This is a genomic window from Streptomyces sp. NPDC088354 (assembly GCF_044753585.1).
Lineage (GTDB): Bacteria > Actinomycetota > Actinomycetes > Streptomycetales > Streptomycetaceae > Actinacidiphila.
On sequence record NZ_JBIVNJ010000009.1, the window covers coordinates 1 to 18,037 of the forward strand.

Consider the following 18,037-nt stretch of genomic DNA (forward strand, 5'->3'; position numbering starts at 1 on the left):
TCCGGGTTGCGGTCGTAGCCGATGACCGTGTGGCCGGCCTGGCGGATGCGGGTGCGCATGTTCCCGCCCATCTTGCCGAGACCGATGAGACCGAGCTCCATCGTTGATCCTTCGTTCGAAGCCTGCCTGACCTAGGTCGAGCCTACGTCGGCCCCTGAGGGCCGACGTGACCGGACAGGCCTCGCATCAGCCGGACAGCCGGACCGGCATGATGAGGTACTTGTACGCGTCGTCCGCCTCGGCGTCGACCGCCGGACGGCCGCTCAGCAGCGCGGGCTTGGTGGACGTGGTGAACGACAACTGCGCCACGGGGGAGTCGATCGCGCTCAGCCCGTCCAGCAGGAAGGTCGGGTTGAAGGCGATCGAGATGTCGTCGCCGTCCAGCTTGGCGTCCACCCGCTCCACAGCCTGTGCATCGTCGCTGGACCCGGCCTCCAGGGTCAGCACGCCCTGCTCGAAGCTCAGCCGCACCGGCGTGTTGCGCTCGGCCACGAGGGCGACGCGCTTGACGGCCTCGACGAACGGGGCGGTCTCGATGACGGCGACGGAGTTGAACTCGGTCGGGAAGAGGGTGCGGTACTTCGGCAGGTCGCCCTCGAGCAGCCGGGTCGTCGTACGGCGGCCCGCGCCCTCGAAACCGATCAGGCCCTCGCCCGCGCCGGAGCCGGCCAGGGCGATGGAGACGGAGTCCCCGTTGGTGAGCGACTTGGCGGTGTCCAGCAGCGTCTTGGCGGGCACCAGGGCGACCGCGGAGATGTCCGGGGTCTCCGGCTTCCACAGGAACTCGCGGACCGCGAAGCGGTAGCGGTCGGTGGCGGCCAGGGTGACGGTGTCGCCCTCGATCTCGATGCGCACACCCGTGAGCACCGGCAGGGTGTCGTCACGGCCGGCGGCGATGGCGACCTGGGCGGCGGCCGCGGCGAAGACCTCGCCGGGGACGGTGCCGGAAGCGGTGGGCATCGCGGGCAGCGCCGGGTACTCGTCCACAGGCAGGGTGTGGAGTGTGAATCGCGAGCTGCCGCAGACGACGGTCACGCGCACACCGTCGGTGGAGATCTCCACAGGCCTGTTGGGAAGTGCCCGCGAGATGTCGGCGAGCAGCCGGCCGGAGACCAGGACCGTGCCGTCCTCCTCGACGTCGGCCTCGACGGAGACCCGGGCCGAGACCTCGTAGTCGAAGCCGGACAGGCTCAGCTGGCCCTCCTCGGCCTTCAGCAGCAGCCCTGCGAGGACCGGCACCGGGGGACGGGCCGGGAGACTGCGGGCCGCCCAGGCCACTGCCTCCGCGAGTACATCGCGCTCCACCCGGATCTTCACCGGAACCGCCTCCTGCTGTTGCTGGCTGTCTGTGGCCGAACTGTCTCTTGGCCCTGCTGGCCCTCTTGCCGGGGAACAGTCTGACAGCCGCCACCGACATGCGGTGCGCGTTGGGGTCAAGCCGGAGCGGGAGGGGTCGGGCGGTCGACGGCTCGTTTGTGCACAGGCCCCGCTTCGAAGCAGGTCTCCCGGTATCTATCCCTGGTCGTAGTAATAGGGGGTGTGGATACCGTGGATAAGTGGTCTCTGCGCAGGTCAGACCGCGTTTTTTATCCACCGCGCCTGTGGGTGGCGCCCGTGGACAAACAGCCCCGTCTGTGGACAGCCCGACGTTGTGCACACCCGATGCACAGGACAGGCCTGGTTCTCCCCAGCACTGTCCCCAGGAATACCCAGGTTCTCCCCAGCCCAACCCACCACGTTGGTGTGACGCGGTTCACTCCGACCGGTGAGAGGTCGTGTCGGGTTGCCGAACAGTGGACAGAACTGTGGAGAAGCCGGTCCCGGGTGGGGACAACCGCCCTGTTCCTGTGGGCGGCCGGTGGACAACTTCGTGGACGCCCCTGTGGGCGGTCGGCACGTCCACAGTCTGTGGATCCGGGTTGCCCACAAATCCACACGCCTCCCAGCAGGCGCGATGAGTCTCCCACAGCACCGCCTGTGGACGAGTTCTGGACAACTCGGGCATCCCCAGGCTGTGGACGGGGACAACCGGGCCGTTGCTGTGGAGAGACGTTCCTGTGGACGGCGTGCGGCCGGCGCGTTCGAACAAAGCGAAGCGCCCCGGGAGTTGGACCCGGGGCGCTGAGGACGCCTGGAGGCCGCCGAAGCGGTCGTGAGGAGGCCGCGATCAGCTCTTGATGCGGTTGGTGAGCTCGGTGACCTGGTTGTAGATGGACCGCCGCTCCGCCATGAGGGAGCGGATCTTCCGGTCGGCGTGCATCACCGTCGTGTGGTCGCGGCCGCCGAAGAGCGCGCCGATCTTCGGCAGCGACAGGTCGGTGAGCTCACGGCAGAGGTACATGGCGATCTGGCGGGCGGTGACCAGCACCCGGCTCCGGGAGGAGCCGGAGAGGTCCTCCACGTCCAGTCCGAAGTAGGAGGCCGTCTCGGCCATGATCGCCTGGCCGCTGATCTCCGGCACGGAGTCCTCGCCGCCAGGGATCAGGTCCTTCAGCACGATCTCGGTCAGCTGGAGGTCGACCGGCTGCCGGTTGAGGCTCGCGAACGCGGTCACCCGGATCAGCGCGCCCTCCAGCTCGCGGATGTTGCGCGAGATCCGGGAGGCGATGAACTCCAGCACCTCCGGCGGGGCGTTGAGCTGCTCCTGAACGGCCTTCTTGCGCAGGATCGCGATCCGGGTCTCCAGCTCCGGCGGCTGGACGTCGGTGATCAGGCCCCACTCGAAGCGGTTGCGCAGCCGGTCCTCCAGAGTGACCAGCTGCTTGGGCGGCCGGTCGGAGGACAGCACGATCTGCTTGTTCGCGTTGTGCAGGGTGTTGAAGGTGTGGAAGAACTCCTCCTGCGTCGACTCCTTGCTCGCCAGGAACTGGATGTCGTCGACGAGCAGGATGTCCATGTCGCGGTACCGCTTGCGGAACGCGTCCGCCTTGCCGTCGCGGATGGAGTTGATGAACTCGTTGGTGAACTCCTCCGAGCTCACGTACCGCACCCGGGTGCCCGGGTACAGGCTCCGCGCGTAGTGCCCGATGGCGTGCAGCAGGTGCGTCTTGCCGAGGCCGGACTCCCCGTAGATGAACAGCGGGTTGTACGCCTTGGCCGGCGCCTCGGCGACCGCCACCGCCGCGGCGTGCGCGAAGCGGTTGGAGGCGCCGATGACGAAGGTGTCGAAGAGGTACTTGGGGTTCAGCCGGGCGGTCGGCTCGGCCGGGCCGCCGGAACCGCCGGAACCCGTGCCCGCACCGCCGCCGTGACCGGACGGGCTGTGGCCGTTGTGACCGCCATGGCTGTTGTGGCTGTTGTGGCCTCCGTGCCCGACAGGACCGCCGCCGTTGTGGCCACCCGGCGTGCGGGGTGCCGGCATCGGGGGCAGCGGGGTCGTCGGGGGCTCGCGGCGGGGCGGGACCTGGTGCGCCGGTGGCATGTCGTAGCGCGACTGGGGCGACGGGTACGGCTCGCGCTCCTGGAAGTCGCCGAGCCGCTGCTGCTGCCAGTGGTCCTCGGGGTCGCGGGGCGGCCAGCCGCCGGGGGAGCCGGCCTGGTGCTCGGGGTACGCGCGGCGCATCCGCGGGCCTTCCCCGTAACCGTGCTGCGGCTCGTCGTAGGGGGAGGGCTCGGGCTCGTACGCCCCCTGCTGCGATTCGTGGAACGGCGGGGGCGGTTCGGGCGCGGACTCCTGCTCGCTGCCCGAGGCGACGGCGATGGCGATGCCCACGGGGTGACCGAACTCACGGCTGAGCACTTCGGTGATCAGTGGGAGGAGCCGTCCCTCCAGCACGCTCTTGGCGAACTCGTTGGGGGCCGAGAGCACGGCGGTGCCCGCGACCAGCGCGAGCGGCTGGGTGCGCTGGAGCCAGTCCGCGTCCTTCGGCTTCAGGTCGTCGCCGTCGACGAGAAGTTTCTGCAGGACCCTTGGCCAGACTGAGGCAAGATCGGCAGTTACGTCAGCCACAGGGCACGCTCTCTCGGTCGCTGGTCGGTGCCGATGGGTCCCACGAAGGTGTGGTTCTTGGGACGGACGGGAATGTTTTGGGGTTCTGCCACGGTAGTCAGCCGGGCCTGCCTGGTTCAAGTCGTTGTCCACAGGGTGTGCAAAACCACGTCCGGATGGCGGCGCCCGCCGGTCCCCGGACCGGCTGGTTTGACCTGATGCCTCAGCCGCGCGTACCGTAACCAGGTCGAGTTGTCGATGGCTGCTGCCGCCTGCCTACCGATGGGCGAGGATCACCGAGGTGATCGTTAAGCGGTGCACACCTGGGATGTTCCGCGAGTTTCTCGTGGGCGCACGGTGACAGCCAGGCGACGCCCCGCCAACACACGATTCATCCTGGAGCCCCCGAGTGAGCAAGCGCACCTTCCAGCCGAACAACCGTCGTCGCGCCAAGACCCACGGCTTCCGGCTGCGCATGCGTACGCGTGCCGGCCGCGCCATCCTCGCGACCCGCCGTAGCAAGGGCCGCGCCCGTCTGTCCGCCTGATCGCACCGAAGCGCGAGGTGTGATGCCGTGCTGCCCACCGAGAATCGGCTGAGGCGGCGGCAGGACTTCGCGAGCGCGGTACGTCGAGGACGCCGGGCCGGACGACCTCTCCTGGTCGTTCACCTGCGCACCGACAGTGAGACAAGGGACCCGCACGCGGCGGGGGGAAGTGCCCCCCCGGCGCGTGCGGGTTTCGTTGTCAGCAAGGCCGTCGGGGGCGCTGTCACCCGGAACCTGGTCAAGCGTCGGCTTCGTCACCTTGTTCGCGAACGTCTGTCCGTGCTGCCCCCCGGTAGCCTGGTAGTCGTACGAGCGCTGCCCGGTGCGGGTGACGCAGACCATTCACAGCTGGCCCGAGACCTGGATGCCGCCCTCGGGAGGCTCCTGGGGGTGGCGCGATGAAGTACCCGCTACTGGCGTTGATCAAGATTTACCAGTGGACCATCAGCCCGTTGCTCGGTCCGGTCTGCAAGTACTACCCCTCGTGTTCTCACTACGGGTATACGGCGATCGATCGGCATGGCGCGATCAAGGGCACCGCCCTGACCGCGTGGCGGATCCTGCGTTGCAACCCGTGGTCGCTGGGCGGCGTGGACCATGTCCCGCCGCGCAAGCGACCCCCGTGGCACGCTCGCCTGCGTGAAGCCCTTCGGGGCGACACAGCGGGCGGGTCCGTTACTCCCGAGCCCGTCGAGACCCCTAACGCCCAAGGAGCCTGACCGTGGGGATCTTGAACCCCCTCTACGACGCAGTTTCGTGGATCATCGTCCAGTTCCACTCGCTGTACAGCCTTGTCTTCGACAAGGACAGCGGCCTGGCCTGGGGTCTGTCGATCGTCTCGCTGGTGGTCCTGATCCGGATCTGCCTGATCCCGCTCTTCGTGAAGCAGATCAAGGCGACCCGGAACATGCAGGCGCTCCAGCCGAAGATGAAGGCGATCCAGGAGCGCTACAAGAACGACAAGCAGCGCCAGTCCGAAGAGATGATGAAGCTGTACAAGGAGACGGGTACCAACCCGCTCTCCTCGTGCCTTCCCATCCTGGCGCAGTCGCCCTTCTTCTTCTCGCTGTACCACGTCCTCAGCAACATCGCGAAGGGCAACCAGGTGGGCGTGCTGAACGCCGACCAGGTCGCCAGCGCCCAGAAGGCGCACATCTTCGGTGCCCCGCTCGCCGCGACGTTCCGGGACGGCGCCGACAAGGTCGCCTCGCTCGGTGCCTCGGTCACCGACGTGCGGATCGTCACGATCATCATGATCGTCCTGATGTCGGCCTCGCAGTTCTACACGCAGCGCCAGCTGATGACCAAGAACGTCGACATGACGGTGAAGACCCCGTTCATGCAGCAGCAGAAGATGCTGATGTACGTCTTCCCGATCATGTTCGCCGTCTTCGGTATCAACTTCCCGGTCGGTGTCCTCATCTACTGGCTGACCACCAACGTGTGGACCATGGGCCAGCAGATGTTCGTGATCCGCCGCAACCCGACGCCGGGCAGCATCGCCTACAAGCAGCGCCAGGAGCGCCTGAAGGCCAAGGGCCTGCTCAAGGAGGAGTCCGCGCCCGCCAAGGAGCCGCAGGACGCCGCCCCGGTCAAGCGCGCACAGCCCAAGCGGCAGACCAAGTCCCAGCGCCAGACGGGCGGCAGCGGTCAGCCGGCCGCGACCAGCGCCGGCAGCAAGCCCAAGCCCGCCGCGGTCAGCAGCAAGCCCAAGCCGGCCGGTGGTGGCGCCGGGGGAACCAAGCCCAAGCCCAGCAGCGGCGCGGACAAGCCGAACCTGTCGAAGAAGAAGTAGTAGAGGAGTCCCGCCGTGACGGACGGCAACACCACCGACGCGCTGACCCGCCTCGAGCAGGAGGGTGAGATCGCGGCTGACTACCTCGAGGGCCTGCTGGACATCGCCGACCTCGACGGTGACATCGACATGGACGTCGAGGGCGACCGCGCGTCGGTCTCCATCGTCGGCGAGTCGTCGAGCCGTGATCTCAACAAGCTGGTGGGTCGGGAGGGCGAGGTCCTGGAGGCGCTCCAGGAACTCACCCGGCTCGCGGTGCACCGGGAGACCGGTGACCGCAGCCGGTTGATGCTGGACATCGCCGGCTTCCGGGCGCGCAAGCGCACCGAGCTGACGGACCTGGGCGTCAAGGCCGTCGAGGAGGTCAAGGAGAGCGGCCAGCCGGTGAAGCTCAAGGCCATGACCCCCTTCGAGCGGAAGGTCGTGCACGACGCCGTCGCCGCGGCAGGGCTGCGCAGCGAGTCCGAGGGCGAGGAGCCCGAGCGCCGCGTGGTCGTCCTTCCGGCCTGACCGCTTTCCGGTTCCCCGCTGTGTGTACGTGGCCCCGTCTGCTCGCAGGCGGGGCCGAATGTTGTCACCCTGATGACGGTTCCCATGGTTCTCACGGTTCTGAGAGCCGAACGACGGAAGGACGGTTCTCGTGACGGAAGCAGCGGCGGAGCTCCCCCCGGCGCCGGAAGCGGCGCGGGAGGTCTTCGGAGAGCGTTTCGCGGATGCGGTCCGCTACGCGGAGCTGCTGGCCGAGGCGGGCGTGGGACGTGGGCTCATCGGGCCCCGGGAGGTGCCGCGCCTGTGGGAGCGGCATCTGCTGAACTGCGCCGTGCTCTCCGAGGTGATCCCGCACGGTGCCTCGGTCTGTGACGTCGGCTCCGGAGCGGGACTGCCCGGCATCCCCCTGGCGCTGACCCGGCCCGACCTCACGATCACCCTTCTGGAACCGCTGCTCCGCCGGACCACCTTCCTGGAGGAGGCCGTCAGGCTGCTCGGCCTCGACAACGTCGAGGTGGTGCGGGGCCGCGCCGAGGAGATGATCGGCAAGCTGCCTCCGGTGGATGTCGTGACCGCCCGCGCCGTGGCGCCGCTGGAGCGGCTGGCCGGCTGGGGGATGCCGTTGCTCCGTCCGCACGGCGAGATGGCCGTGCTGAAGGGTGACACCGCCGAGGAGGAGCTGAAGGCCGCCCGGGCGGCGCTGAGTCGGCTCGGCGCCGCGGAGACCTCCGTGGTGCAGGTCGGCGAGGGCGTGGTGGACCCGCAGTCCACAGTGGTCCGTGTGCTCGCGGGGGAGAGCCCCGGCGGTGTCCGTGCCGCGACCCGGCGAGCCAAGGCCGCGCGGGCGAACCGTCGGCGTCAGCGCTGAACATGACGTTCGCGACATCCCCTGGGTGTGCTCCATACCACCGGTCAAACCCGGACAACCCGGAGTGTCGGATAGGAAACGGATGCGCGCCTGCGCATCGTGTTTCACGTGAAACGGCGCTCTCTGCTTCCAGGAATCCTCGGTCGGGCCCGTGCGGCCGCCGAATCGCTGACCCAACGGGCCTCGGAATCGCTCGCTCCGGCGAGCCGACCGGAGGATTCATCCACAGGAGAACGGGCCTCACTGGTTCGCGACCCCGAAAGCATGGCAGGCTCTGTTCATTGCGAGCTTGTAGTCGAGGAGAGTGAATCCTTGCGGTCCGACGCCAACATCGCGGGACCGATGGCCGATCCGGTCCCCGGTCCCCGTACCGAGCTGTTCGGGGAGGATGTTTCACGTGAAACACCGCCCCCGATGGATGACACCCCCATCGGCCGAGCCGCCCAACTGGCCGTCGAGGCTCTGGGGCGGGCCGGTGAAGGACTCCCCCGCCCAGCCGAGACCAGAGTGATCGTCGTCGCCAACCAGAAGGGCGGCGTCGGCAAGACCACCACGACGGTCAACATGGCGGCTTCCCTGGCTCTCCACGGGGCCCGGGTGCTCGTCGTGGACCTCGACCCCCAGGGCAATGCCTCCACGGCACTGGGGATCGACCACCACGCCGAGGTGCCGTCCATCTATGACGTGCTGGTCGAGAGCAAGCCGCTCTCCGACGTCGTGCAGCCGGTCCCGGACGTGGAAGGGCTGTTCTGCGCCCCCGCCACGATCGACCTCGCCGGTGCGGAGATCGAACTCGTGTCACTGGTGGCACGGGAGAGCCGGCTGCAGCGGGCCATCGAGTCGTATGAGCAGCCGCTCGATTACATCCTCATCGACTGTCCGCCCTCGCTCGGTCTGCTGACCGTCAACGCCCTCGTGGCGGGTGCCGAGGTGCTCATCCCGATCCAGTGCGAGTACTACGCCCTGGAGGGTCTGGGTCAGCTGCTGCGGAACGTCGAGCTGGTGCGCGGCCATCTCAATCCCAAGCTGCACGTCTCCACCATCCTCCTCACCATGTACGACGGCCGGACCCGGCTCGCCTCACAGGTCGCGGAGGAGGTCCGTACCCACTTCGGCAAGGAAGTGCTGAGCACGAGCATCCCGCGCTCGGTCCGCATCTCGGAGGCCCCCAGCTACGGTCAGACCGTGCTGACCTACGACCCCGGGTCCAGTGGGGCGTTGTCCTATCTGGAGGCGGCGCGGGAGATGGCGATGCGCGGTCTCGGAAGCGGCAGTGAGTCGAATGAACAGAGCAGGTCGGAGGGGATCCAGTGAGTGAGCGACGCAGAGGGCTCGGCCGTGGTCTTGGCGCGCTGATTCCTGCCGCACCGAATGGTGCGGATCAGGCGGCCGCGACCGCGGTGGCGACGGCGGCGGCTGCGGCCGCTCCCGCCGTGGCGGTCCTGGCGCCGGAGCGGGGGATCGCGGCGGCGAAGGTGACCGCCCTCGCCGAGCACAGCGGGACCGTGGAGATCCCTGTTTCACGTGAAACGCAGGAGGGGTTCGGCGACCAGGGGCCGGCCCCGGTGGCGGGGGCCTACTTCGCGGAGGTGCCGCTCGACGCGATCACCCCCAACCCCCGGCAGCCTCGTGAGGTCTTCGACGAGGACGCCCTGGCCGAACTCGTCGCGTCCATCAAGGAAGTCGGCCTCCTCCAGCCGGTCGTGATCCGGCAGGTCGCTCCGGAGCGCTACGAGCTCATCATGGGTGAGCGCCGCTGGCGGGCCAGCCGTGAAGCCGGGCTGGAGCGCATTCCGGCGATCGTCCGCGCGACCGAGGACGAGAAGCTCCTCCTCGACGCGCTGCTGGAGAACCTGCACCGCGCGCAGCTGAACCCGCTGGAAGAGGCTGCCGCCTACGACCAGCTGCTGAAGGACTTCGCCTGCACGCACGAGCAGCTGGCCGACCGTATCGGCCGGTCCCGCTCCCAGGTCTCCAACACCCTCCGGCTGTTGAAGCTCTCGGCGCCCGTACAGCGTCGTGTGGCGGCCGGTGTGCTCTCCGCCGGGCACGCCCGCTCACTGCTCGCCCTGGAGGACGTGGAGGACCAGGACAAGCTCGCCAGCCGGATCGTGGCCGAGGGGCTGTCGGTGCGCGCGGTCGAGGAGATCGTGCACCTGATGAACTCCGAGACCGCTCCCCTCCGGAAGTCCGCGTCACCGCGGGCCGGGAGGCGGGTCTCCCCCGCCCTCACCGATCTGGCGCTGCGCCTGTCCGACCGGTTCGACACCCGGGTGAAGGTGGACCTCGGCCAGAAGCGCGGCAAGATCGTCGTCGAGTTCGCCTCGATAGAAGATCTGGAGCGCATCCTCGGCTCGATGGCTCCGGGCGAGAGCAACACCCTTCAGCGGTCGCTCACCGAGGAGACCGACGAAGACGAGGAGTGAGCCTGGCTCACCGCCCGGCCGGCCGCGCCGGCCCACCACGCGAAAGCGGGCCACATCCCCTTCGGGGGATGTGGCCCGCTTTTTGCTGGGCCGTTGGTGTTGTCCGGTGTCGGACATGTCCTCCCGCGGATACGATGCCTACGAGATGGAGCACTACCCCCTGAGGTGGGAGGCCCATGCGATCGGTGCGGCGCGCTGGAGTGGAGCACGATTGGCAGACGGCCGCTCTCCTGGCCGCGGGGCTGGGACTGGGGGCGGTCGGTGGCTTCGTCGGCAGTTGGGTCCACGACAGAAACGAGGGTCTGACCTCATGGGGCGTCGGCTCGTTCCGCTCACGCTGGACAACCTCCCGGATCTCCCCAACCGCTGCCGCTCGTGCGTCTTCTGGGAACTCGACCCGGTGAGCGGTGAGGCCGCGGTCCAGACTGGGAAGCCGGAGCTGGAGAAGGAGTCCTGGATATCGGCCGCCCTCCTGGAATGGGGTTCGTGCGGCCGGGTCGTCTATGTCGACGAGGTTCCCGCCGGCTTCGTGCTCTACGCACCGCCCGCGTACGTGCCGCGTTCCACGGCCTTCCCCACCAGTCCCGTCTCCGCCGACGCGGTGCAGCTGATGACGGCGCGGGTCATGCCGGGCTTCCAGGGACAGGGACTGGGTCGAGTGCTCGTGCAGACCGTCGCGAAGGACCTGGTGCGGCGCGGCTTCCGAGCGATCGAGGCCTTCGGTGACGCGCGTTGGGAGGAGCCCGCGTGCGTGCTGCCGGCGGAGCATCTGCTGGCGGTCGGCTTCAAGACGGTACGCCCCCATCCCCGATTCCCGCGGCTGAGGCTGGAGCTGCGGACGACGATCTCCTGGCGGGAGGACGTCGAGTTGGCGATCGACCGTCTGCTCGGAGCCGTGCAGAAGGAACCCGCGCTGCGGCCCCTGTGACAGCGAAAGGGCCCGCCCCCCCGGTGGGGGGGCGGGCCCTTTCGCTGTCCGTCGTCAGGTCGGCGTGTCAGTTGTCAGCCGTCAGCCGATGAAGTCGGAGAGGTCGCGCTCGATGGCGGCCTTCGGCTTGGCACCGACGATGGTCTTCACGACCTCGCCGCCCTTGTAGACGTTGAGGGTCGGGATCGACATGACGCCGTACTTGGCGGCGGTGACCGGGTTCTCGTCGATGTTCAGCTTGACGATGGTGATCTGCTCGGCGTGCTCGGCGGCGATCGCCTCGAGGGACGGGGCGATCTGACGGCACGGACCGCACCACTCGGCCCAGAAGTCGACGAGGACGGGCTTGTCGCTGGCGAGGACCTCCTCGTCGAAGGTCGCATCGGTGACGATCTTGGTGTTGCCGGCCACGGCTGTCTCCTCGGGGTGTTGTGCGGGTGCTTCGGTTGTGGTGGCGGGTAGGTCAGACTGCGGCGGTGGTCTGCTCGGGCTCGCGGGTGTGCTCCGCCTCGGCGTCGCTCAGGGCGGCGAGGAAGCGCTCCGCGTCCAGCGCGGCGGAACAGCCGGTGCCGGCCGCCGTGATGGCCTGACGGTAGGTGTGGTCCACGACGTCACCCGCGGCGAAGACGCCGGGGATCCGCGTGCGGGTGCTGGGGGACTCGACCTTGAGGTAACCCTCGCCGTCCAGGTCGAGGATGCCCTTGAAGAGGTCCGTACGCGGGTCGTGGCCGATCGCGATGAACAGGCCGGTCACCGGGAGCTCGGAGGTCTCACCGGTCTTGGTGTTGCGCAGGGTCAGACCGGCGAGCTTGCCCTCGCCGTGGATCGTGTCGACCTCGCTGTCCCAGATGAACTTGATCTTGGGGTCGGCGAAGGCACGCTCCTGCATGGCCTTGGAGGCGCGCAGGGTGTCACGGCGGTGCACCACCGTCACGGTCTTGGCGAACCGGGAGAGGAAGGTCGCCTCCTCCAGCGCGGTGTCGCCGCCGCCGATGACGGCGATCGCGTTGTCCTTGAAGAAGAAGCCGTCACACGTGGCGCACCAGGAGACTCCGCGGCCGGACAGCACGTCCTCGTTGGGGAGCCCGAGCTTGCGGTGCTGCGAGCCGGTGGCGATGATCACGGCCTTCGCGCGGTGCACGGTGCCCGCGGAGTCGGTGACGGTCTTGATGTCACCGTCGAGGCTCACCTCGATGATGTCGTCCGGGATCAGCTCGGCTCCGAAGCGCTCGGCCTGGGCGCGCATGTTGTCCATCAGGTCCGGGCCCATGATGCCGTCACGGAAACCGGGGAAGTTCTCCACCTCGGTCGTCGTCATCAGTGCACCGCCGGCGGTCACCGCTCCCTCGAAGACCAGGGGCTTCAGCGAGGCGCGTGCGGTGTACAGCGCGGCTGTGTAGCCCGCCGGCCCGGAACCGATGATGATCACGTTTCGGACGTCGCTCACGGGTTCATTCCTCGTCTCTGTCTGCCAGCTGCGCCGGTGTAGCGGCGGGACTGTTGTATCCGCCTAACGGATACTACGGGCCCGGCATTCCCAGCGCTCCGGCCCTAACGAGGGTATGTCTCCTCGCGCAGCAGAGTGCCCGTTGGGGACGGCGTGGCGGCCGAGCAGGAGGCATCCACGACGAAGGCGTCGACCAGTGACCGATCGCCGGGGTGCGGGAGGACGACGAGGTAGGCGTCCGCCCCCTCGTAGGCCCCTCGCCGGGCGGCCAGCGGTTTGCTGTCGTCCGGACGGTCGATCGCCCGCAGGACGCATGAGGGCGGCACACCGTTGACGTCCATGAGGGGGGACTGGGAGTCGGGCTTCTGCTGGACGTGGTTGCGCGCGGTGCCGGCCAGCAGCTGCTGGACCTGTGCGGCCAGGGGGTCGGCTGCTTCGCTCCGCTCGTCCGACTGGCCGGCAGTGGCCGCCGAGTCCTTGGGTCCGACAGCGGCGTCGGCGCTGCTCTGGGACTGCACGGACGAGGACTCCACCAGGGCGGCGCCGAGCCCGCCGAGGCCGAGGACGGCCATCGCGGAGACGGTCAGGACGAGTCCCTTGTGCCAGCGGCGGCGAGCTCGTGCCGGAGGCCGGCCGGGACCCGTGGCGGCGGCGGCCCGGCCGTCGGGTCCACGGCTGCCGGTGGGCGATGTTTCACGTGAAACAGGTGTCCCCGCCGTCACGGGCGATGTTTCACGTGAAACATCGGGGGCGGTGGAGGCCAGCAGGACTTCCGCGGCGAGTGCGGCGTCGATCCGGCCGGCGATGTCGGCGGGCATCCGGGGCGGGCCGGGCAGCGTCCCGAGCAGCCCGCGGATCTCTTCCAGGGAAGCCCGTACGTCCGCGCAGAGCGGGCAGTCGTCGAGATGGCCGCGGATGGAGGCGGACCGCTGGGGCGGCAGGATGCCCTCGGTGAAGTCCGAGATCTCGGAGACCTCGGGGTGCTCGTTCGTTCCCGTCGGTGACGTCATCGATGTCCACCTCCGCCCTTCGTGATCCCGTGACCCGGCCCGGACTCCGTCTCTGGGACGGATGCGTTCTCCGTCCGGTTCCTTCCCCCGCCCCGATCGGTGCTACCCCCGGTCCCTTCACGCAGATGAGTGAGCAGGGGCAACAGCCGGGCCCTGCCCCGGGCGCATCTGCTCTTGACCGTTCCCGGCGGGACGTCCAGGACGGCCGCGGCCTCCGCCACGGGGTAGCCCTGCATGTCGACCAGGACGAGGGCGGCGCGCTGTTCCGGCGGCAGCGTCGCCAGGGCCCGGAACAGCTCCCGATGGAGCTCGCCCCGCTCCGCCGGGGCCGCGGCCGACTCATGTGGTTCGAGGAGATCCTCGAACTGCTTCTCGTCGACGACCGACGAGGTCCGGCGGGAGGCCGCCTTGCGGGCGCGGTCCAGGCAGGCGTTCACGGTGATGCGGTGCAGCCACGTCGTGACGGCGGACTGGCCGCGGAAGGTGTGGGCGGAACGGAAGGCGGAGACCAGGGCGTCCTGGACGGCGTCCGCGGCCTCCTCGCGGTCCCCCAGGGTCCGCAGGGCCACCGCCCACAGCCGCTCCCGGTGGCGGCGGACCAGTTCCGCGAAGGCGTCCGGGTCCCCCGCTACATGACGGGCGAGGAGGTCGCTGTCCGCGACCTCCCCGCCCGTGTTCTGCTTCGGCACTCTCCCCCCAGTTCTTCCGCTAGCCGCTGACCTTGATCTCGGAGATCCGGCCGCGGTAGTTGCCCTGATCGGTGCGGGGGAGTTGGGTCAGCCAGACCAGGAGGTAGCGGGTCTTGACCGCCTTGCCCGGCGTGAAGCTCACCTCGCCGCCGGAGCCGGAGGCCACCTTGGTGAAGTCGTCGAGACCGGTCGGCATGGAGTCGGCGGTCGCGCTCGCGGCCATCAGGTCGGCGCTGGTGTCATCCCCTATGAAGTCGACCTTCACCTTGCCGACCTGCTGGACGCTGCCCAGATCGACGATGACGCCGACACCGGACTTCAGGCCGCCGAGGTTGGCCTGGGTGTACCAACTGGTCTCCCAGAAGGTGGACGGCTTGCCGTCGTAGGCGTTCGCCACGTCCCGCGGGTTCTCCGAACCGTCGGTGCCCAGCGGGTCGAAGTCCTTGGCGCCGGTGATGGCGATGGGCTTGCCGGACGTCAGCTGTGCGGTGCCGCTGGGGTCGTCGTCGCCCGTGGGCGGGGCGGTGCTCGTGCCGCCGTTCTTGGACTGGTTCTCGCGGTCCATCAGCGTCTCCGCGACCTGCCAGCTGCCGAGACCGATGGCGGCGATCAGGAGGGCCGACACGGACCACTTGAGGGCTCTGCCGGTACGGCCGGTGAGGGCCGGGGGCGGACTGGCCGGCAGGACCGTGGCGACGAGTGACGAGGGATGGGGGGTGGACTGGCGGTAGGCGCCCTGCTGGTAGGTCGTCCGCGAGTACGGGGCGGTGGACGGCTCGGGCGGCCGGATCTTGGGCGTCGCGGCGACCGCCTTCGCCAGCTCCTCCGGGGTGGCGCACGGACCCGGCTCGCGGGACGCGGTGGCGCCGTCGTTGACCAGGGCGCGCATGGCGAGCTCCGACAGCCCCCGGTGGATTCCCGCCCGTACCTTGTCCGGGGCGACGAGACCGACGTCCTTGGGCAGGCCGCTGAGCCCGTACGCGTCCTCCGCGTAGGGCCAGCGCTGGGTCAGGCACGCGTACAGCAGGGCGCCGATCGCCTCGGTGTCCTCGCGCTGCGGACGCTCGGAGCTGATGCCGCGCAGCGCGGCCGCGACGGCCAGACCGCGGATGCGGTACTGGCCGGCCTCGGTACGGAGCACGGCGTCCGGGTTGAGCCGCAGATGCGCCAGGCCTTCGCGGTGGGCGGCGGCCATGGCCTGGGCGACCTGGCTGACCATCTGGTAGGCCTCGTGCGGTTCCAGGGGGTCGGCCGCGATGAGCTCCGTCAGCTCGCGGGCGTCGGGGAGCCACTCATGGATGACGTAGACGAGGTCGTTCTCCTCGACGGCGTCGAGGACCTGGACGAAACGGGGGTCCCCGAGCAGCGCCGCGGAGCGCGCCGCGGCCAGCACCGGGCGGGCGCGGCTGTGGTCGGCGGGCAGGATGTGGATGCCCACAGCGCGGCGGAGCTTCTCGTCGAAGGCCTTCCAGCTGCTGAAGCCGTCGACACGGGTGAGGCAGTCCTCCAGGCGGTACCGCCTGGCGAGCTTGTGGCCGCTGTGGAGCTCCGGCGGCGCGTTCCTGGTCGGTGCTGTCTCCTCGGGGAGGGTCTGTTGCGGTGCGTCCTGCTCTTCGCTCAGGTCGGTCGCCTCGTCGGCAGTGGCATCGTCCGCGTGAGCGGTGAGCGGCTTGTCGCCGCTCTCGTTGGCCACTCCGACGGCAGCCGGGCTCCGTTCCGCCACCGTCGTTCCTGCCTCCCCATCCGTTGCAAGATCTGACAACACAGCCAAGGACAATTGTGCCAACAGTCCACCGCTGTGCACGACACGCGGGGGCGGGTGATGGTTGCCCCCGCGGCTTGAATCAGCGGCCCAGCCGGCCGCGGACCATGCCGACCATGGCCGTCATCTCCTCGATGCGCATGCGCTTGGCGGCGATGAAGAAGACTCCGCCGAGCACCACGCCGCCGAGGACCAGTGACAGCAGTGAGACGGCGGCGCCGTGGCCCAGCGAGTGCGAGACACCGTAGACGACCGCCCCGGCGGCAGCCGCGGCGGGGATGCTCGCGCCGAACAGGCGGGCGTAGGTGCGCACCACGCGCTTGCCGTCGATGTCGCCGCCGAGCCGGTGGCGCAGCCGCTTCACCGCGACGCCCACGCCGATCGTGTAGGCCAGGCCGTAGCCGGCCGCCATGCCGACGACCGCCCAGCGGGCGGGCAGCAGGAAGTAGCAGAGCGCCGCCGCCACCGCGTTGCACGCGGCCACGATCACCGTGTTGTAGAAGGGGGTGCGGGTGTCCTCGTACGCGTAGAAGCCGCGCAGGACGATGTACTGCACGGAGAAGGGGATCAGCCCGAGGCCGAAGGCCATCAGGATGAAGCCGATGTTCAGCGCGCCGCTGCCGGAGCCGCTGTACAGCAGGGTGGTCATCGGGACGCCGAGGGCCAGGAAGGCGAAGGCGCACGGCACGATGGCCACGCCCGAGGTGCGCAGGCCGTAGGAGAGGTCGTCGCGGACCGCCGCGGCGTCGCCGTCGGCGGCGGCGCGGGAGATCCGCGGGAGCACGGCGGTCATGACGGAGACCGTGATGATCGCCTGGGGCATCTGCCACAGCAGGAGCGCGTAGTTGAAGCCGGTGATGCCGGTACCCTCCTGGCCCGCCTTCTCCGCCGCCGCACCGGCCGCCGTCGCGAACTGGGTCAGCACGATCATGCCGATCTGGTTGGCGAGGACGAAGAAGAACGTCCACTTGGCCAGCCGGGCGGCGTGCCCGAGGCCGTGGCCGCGCCAGTCGAAGCGGGGGCGGATGCGGAAGCCGGCGTCGCGCAGGTACGGAAGCATCGACAGCGCCTGCACGGCCAGGCCGAGCAGGGTGCCGATGCCGAGCAGCCGGGCGCCGTCGGGAGTGATCGTCGCCGAGCTGACCCCGGTCGTGGTGAAGGAACCGAAGGCCCAGATGAAGGCACCGAAGGTGGCGATGGTGACGATGTTGTTGAGGACCGGGGTCCACATCATCGCGCCGAAGCGGCCGCGGGCGTTGAGGATCTGGCCGAGCACGACGTGCACGCCCATGAAGAACATCGTGGGGATGCAGTAGCGGGCGAAGGTGACCGCGACCTCGAACCTGACCGGGTCGGAGGCGATGTCGTGGGACATCGCCTGGATGAAGACCGGGGCCGCGACCACGCAGATCGCGGTGACGACCGCGAGGCCCGTGACGACCAGGGTGAGCAGGCGGTTGGCGTAGGCCTCGCCGCCGTCCTCGTCGTTCTTCATGGCACGGACCAGCTGCGGGATGAAGACGGCGTTGAGCGCGCCGCCGCCGACCAGGATGTAGATCATCGTGGGCAGCGTGTTGGCGACCTGGTAGCCGTCGTTCAGGGTGCCGACGCCGATGGCGGCGGCCATCACCAGGGTTCGCAGGAAGCCGGTCAGGCGGGAGACCAGGGTGCCGGCCGCCATGACGGCGCTGGACTTCAGCAGGCTGCTGCCGCGGCTGCCCGCGGAAGCCTGGACCGGCTCCACCACCGGCTCCGGTTCGGGAGCAGGAGGCTCCGGCTCGTCCCGGAACAGGTGCGCGTAGGCGTCCGGCGCGGGCGCCTGGGCGCCGTTCTCGTCAGGGGCGTACGAGACGAGCTCGTCCACGCCCACGTACCGCGTGGCGGCGTCGTCGGCGTAGGGCATCCGGTAGGGCTGGTGGCCGTAGGGCGGCTGACCGTAGCCCTGGGCCGGGTGCGCGGTGCGGTCGTACAGCGCCTCGTCCACCGGGTCCTGCGCGGTGGGGTCCTGGCGCTGGTACGGATCGCGGGCATACGTGTCCTGCAGATACGGGTCGGGCACGGCGGGGGGCTGCCCGGGCTGGGCGGGGAACCGCTCCGCCGCTTCCCGTTCGCGTTCACCGTCGTACGGCGCGTTCATCACTGCCCCAC

General features: G+C 69.5%; 18 protein-coding genes. 9 read left to right on the forward strand and 9 right to left on the reverse strand.

Annotated features, from left to right (window positions below; translation table 11 throughout):
• The 3 genes from ACIP98_RS15850 to dnaA form a co-directional block, all read right to left on the reverse strand.
• Positions 1 to 101, reverse strand: a 101-nt coding sequence (locus tag ACIP98_RS15850; protein WP_401976570.1) for an NAD(P)-binding domain-containing protein, incomplete at its 3' end; no start/stop codon positions are given.
• Positions 102 to 186: 85 nt separating this feature from the next.
• The gene (gene dnaN, locus ACIP98_RS15855; protein ID WP_319663346.1) at positions 187 to 1,317 is read right to left on the reverse strand and encodes a DNA polymerase III subunit beta; all 1,131 of its coding nucleotides are present in this window, start codon (positions 1,315 to 1,317) and stop codon (positions 187 to 189) included.
• A gap of 850 nt (positions 1,318 to 2,167) precedes the next feature.
• A complete protein-coding gene (gene dnaA / locus ACIP98_RS15860; RefSeq protein ID WP_319663347.1) occupies positions 2,168 to 3,949 on the reverse strand; it encodes a chromosomal replication initiator protein DnaA in 1,782 nt (593 codons plus the stop codon).
• A 388-nt stretch (positions 3,950 to 4,337) separates the two neighbouring features.
• Here dnaA and rpmH point away from each other — a divergent pair, with 388 nt between their 5' ends.
• The 9 genes from rpmH (at position 4,338) to ACIP98_RS15905 (ending at position 10,981) form a co-directional block, all read left to right on the forward strand.
• The gene (rpmH, locus tag ACIP98_RS15865) at positions 4,338 to 4,475 is read left to right on the forward strand and encodes a 50S ribosomal protein L34 (RefSeq protein ID WP_003975051.1); all 138 of its coding nucleotides are present in this window, start codon (positions 4,338 to 4,340) and stop codon (positions 4,473 to 4,475) included.
• A gap of 27 nt (positions 4,476 to 4,502) precedes the next feature.
• Entirely contained in the window at positions 4,503 to 4,877 is a 375-nt protein-coding gene (rnpA, locus tag ACIP98_RS15870; protein WP_389252943.1) for a ribonuclease P protein component, read from the forward strand.
• Positions 4,874 to 5,194: a membrane protein insertion efficiency factor YidD gene (yidD, locus tag ACIP98_RS15875; protein WP_389252945.1), complete on the forward strand. Its 321-nt coding sequence runs from the start codon at positions 4,874 to 4,876 to the stop codon at positions 5,192 to 5,194. The genes rnpA and yidD overlap by 4 nt, the downstream gene beginning before the upstream one ends.
• Positions 5,195 to 5,196: 2 nt before the next feature.
• Positions 5,197 to 6,270 (forward strand): membrane protein insertase YidC, encoded by a 1,074-nt coding sequence (gene yidC, locus ACIP98_RS15880; protein ID WP_401976311.1) that lies wholly within the window; start codon positions 5,197 to 5,199, stop codon positions 6,268 to 6,270.
• 15 nt (positions 6,271 to 6,285) lie between these two features.
• Complete coding sequence (locus ACIP98_RS15885; RefSeq protein ID WP_319663352.1) at positions 6,286 to 6,780, forward strand: R3H domain-containing nucleic acid-binding protein; 495 nt, start codon at positions 6,286 to 6,288, stop codon at positions 6,778 to 6,780.
• Positions 6,781 to 6,910: 130 nt separating this feature from the next.
• Positions 6,911 to 7,627, forward strand: a complete 717-nt coding sequence (gene rsmG, locus ACIP98_RS15890) for a 16S rRNA (guanine(527)-N(7))-methyltransferase RsmG (protein WP_319663353.1) — start codon at positions 6,911 to 6,913, stop codon at positions 7,625 to 7,627.
• Positions 7,628 to 7,891: 264 nt separating this feature from the next.
• Entirely contained in the window at positions 7,892 to 8,941 is a 1,050-nt protein-coding gene (locus ACIP98_RS15895; RefSeq protein ID WP_319663354.1) for a ParA family protein, read from the forward strand.
• Positions 8,938 to 10,053 (forward strand): ParB/RepB/Spo0J family partition protein, encoded by a 1,116-nt coding sequence (locus ACIP98_RS15900; protein WP_401976314.1) that lies wholly within the window; start codon positions 8,938 to 8,940, stop codon positions 10,051 to 10,053. Before ACIP98_RS15895 ends, ACIP98_RS15900 begins: the two co-directional genes overlap by 4 nt.
• A 310-nt stretch (positions 10,054 to 10,363) precedes the next feature.
• Positions 10,364 to 10,981 carry a GNAT family N-acetyltransferase gene (locus tag ACIP98_RS15905; RefSeq protein WP_319663356.1) on the forward strand — a complete coding sequence of 206 codons (618 nt, stop codon included), beginning with the start codon at positions 10,364 to 10,366 and terminating at the stop codon, positions 10,979 to 10,981.
• Between the two features lie 81 nt (positions 10,982 to 11,062).
• Here the strand turns inward: ACIP98_RS15905 and trxA are convergent, their stop codons facing one another.
• The 6 genes from trxA to murJ all read right to left on the reverse strand — a co-directional run bounded on the left by trxA (position 11,063) and on the right by murJ (position 18,026).
• Positions 11,063 to 11,392 carry a thioredoxin gene (gene trxA / locus ACIP98_RS15910; RefSeq protein WP_319663357.1) on the reverse strand — a complete coding sequence of 110 codons (330 nt, stop codon included), beginning with the start codon at positions 11,390 to 11,392 and terminating at the stop codon, positions 11,063 to 11,065.
• Positions 11,393 to 11,444: 52 nt separating this feature from the next.
• Complete coding sequence (gene trxB, locus ACIP98_RS15915; RefSeq protein ID WP_401976317.1) at positions 11,445 to 12,428, reverse strand: thioredoxin-disulfide reductase; 984 nt, start codon at positions 12,426 to 12,428, stop codon at positions 11,445 to 11,447.
• A gap of 104 nt (positions 12,429 to 12,532) precedes the next feature.
• The gene (locus tag ACIP98_RS15920) at positions 12,533 to 13,438 is read right to left on the reverse strand and encodes a hypothetical protein (protein WP_401976319.1); all 906 of its coding nucleotides are present in this window, start codon (positions 13,436 to 13,438) and stop codon (positions 12,533 to 12,535) included.
• Positions 13,435 to 14,127 carry an RNA polymerase sigma factor SigM gene (gene sigM, locus ACIP98_RS15925; RefSeq protein WP_401976322.1) on the reverse strand — a complete coding sequence of 231 codons (693 nt, stop codon included), beginning with the start codon at positions 14,125 to 14,127 and terminating at the stop codon, positions 13,435 to 13,437. The genes ACIP98_RS15920 and sigM overlap by 4 nt, the downstream gene beginning before the upstream one ends.
• 19 nt (positions 14,128 to 14,146) lie before the next feature.
• On the reverse strand, positions 14,147 to 15,850 hold the full coding sequence (locus tag ACIP98_RS15930; protein ID WP_401976324.1) for a serine/threonine protein kinase: 1,704 nt from the start codon (positions 15,848 to 15,850) through the stop codon (positions 14,147 to 14,149).
• A 121-nt stretch (positions 15,851 to 15,971) separates the two neighbouring features.
• On the reverse strand, positions 15,972 to 18,026 hold the full coding sequence (murJ, locus tag ACIP98_RS15935; RefSeq protein ID WP_319663362.1) for a murein biosynthesis integral membrane protein MurJ: 2,055 nt from the start codon (positions 18,024 to 18,026) through the stop codon (positions 15,972 to 15,974).
• Positions 18,027 to 18,037: the final 11 nt, after the last annotated feature.

Coding starts and splice junctions, on each gene's coding strand:
- ACIP98_RS15905 (WP_319663356.1), top strand. CDS start 10,364: ATGGGGCGTCGGCTCGTTCCGCTCACGCTGGACAACCTCCCGGATCTC.
- murJ (WP_319663362.1), bottom strand. CDS start 18,026: ATGAACGCGCCGTACGACGGTGAACGCGAACGGGAAGCGGCGGAGCGG.
- ACIP98_RS15895 (WP_319663354.1), top strand. CDS start 7,892: ATGGCAGGCTCTGTTCATTGCGAGCTTGTAGTCGAGGAGAGTGAATCC.
- ACIP98_RS15920 (WP_401976319.1), bottom strand. CDS start 13,438: ATGACGTCACCGACGGGAACGAACGAGCACCCCGAGGTCTCCGAGATC.
- yidD (WP_389252945.1), top strand. CDS start 4,874: ATGAAGTACCCGCTACTGGCGTTGATCAAGATTTACCAGTGGACCATC.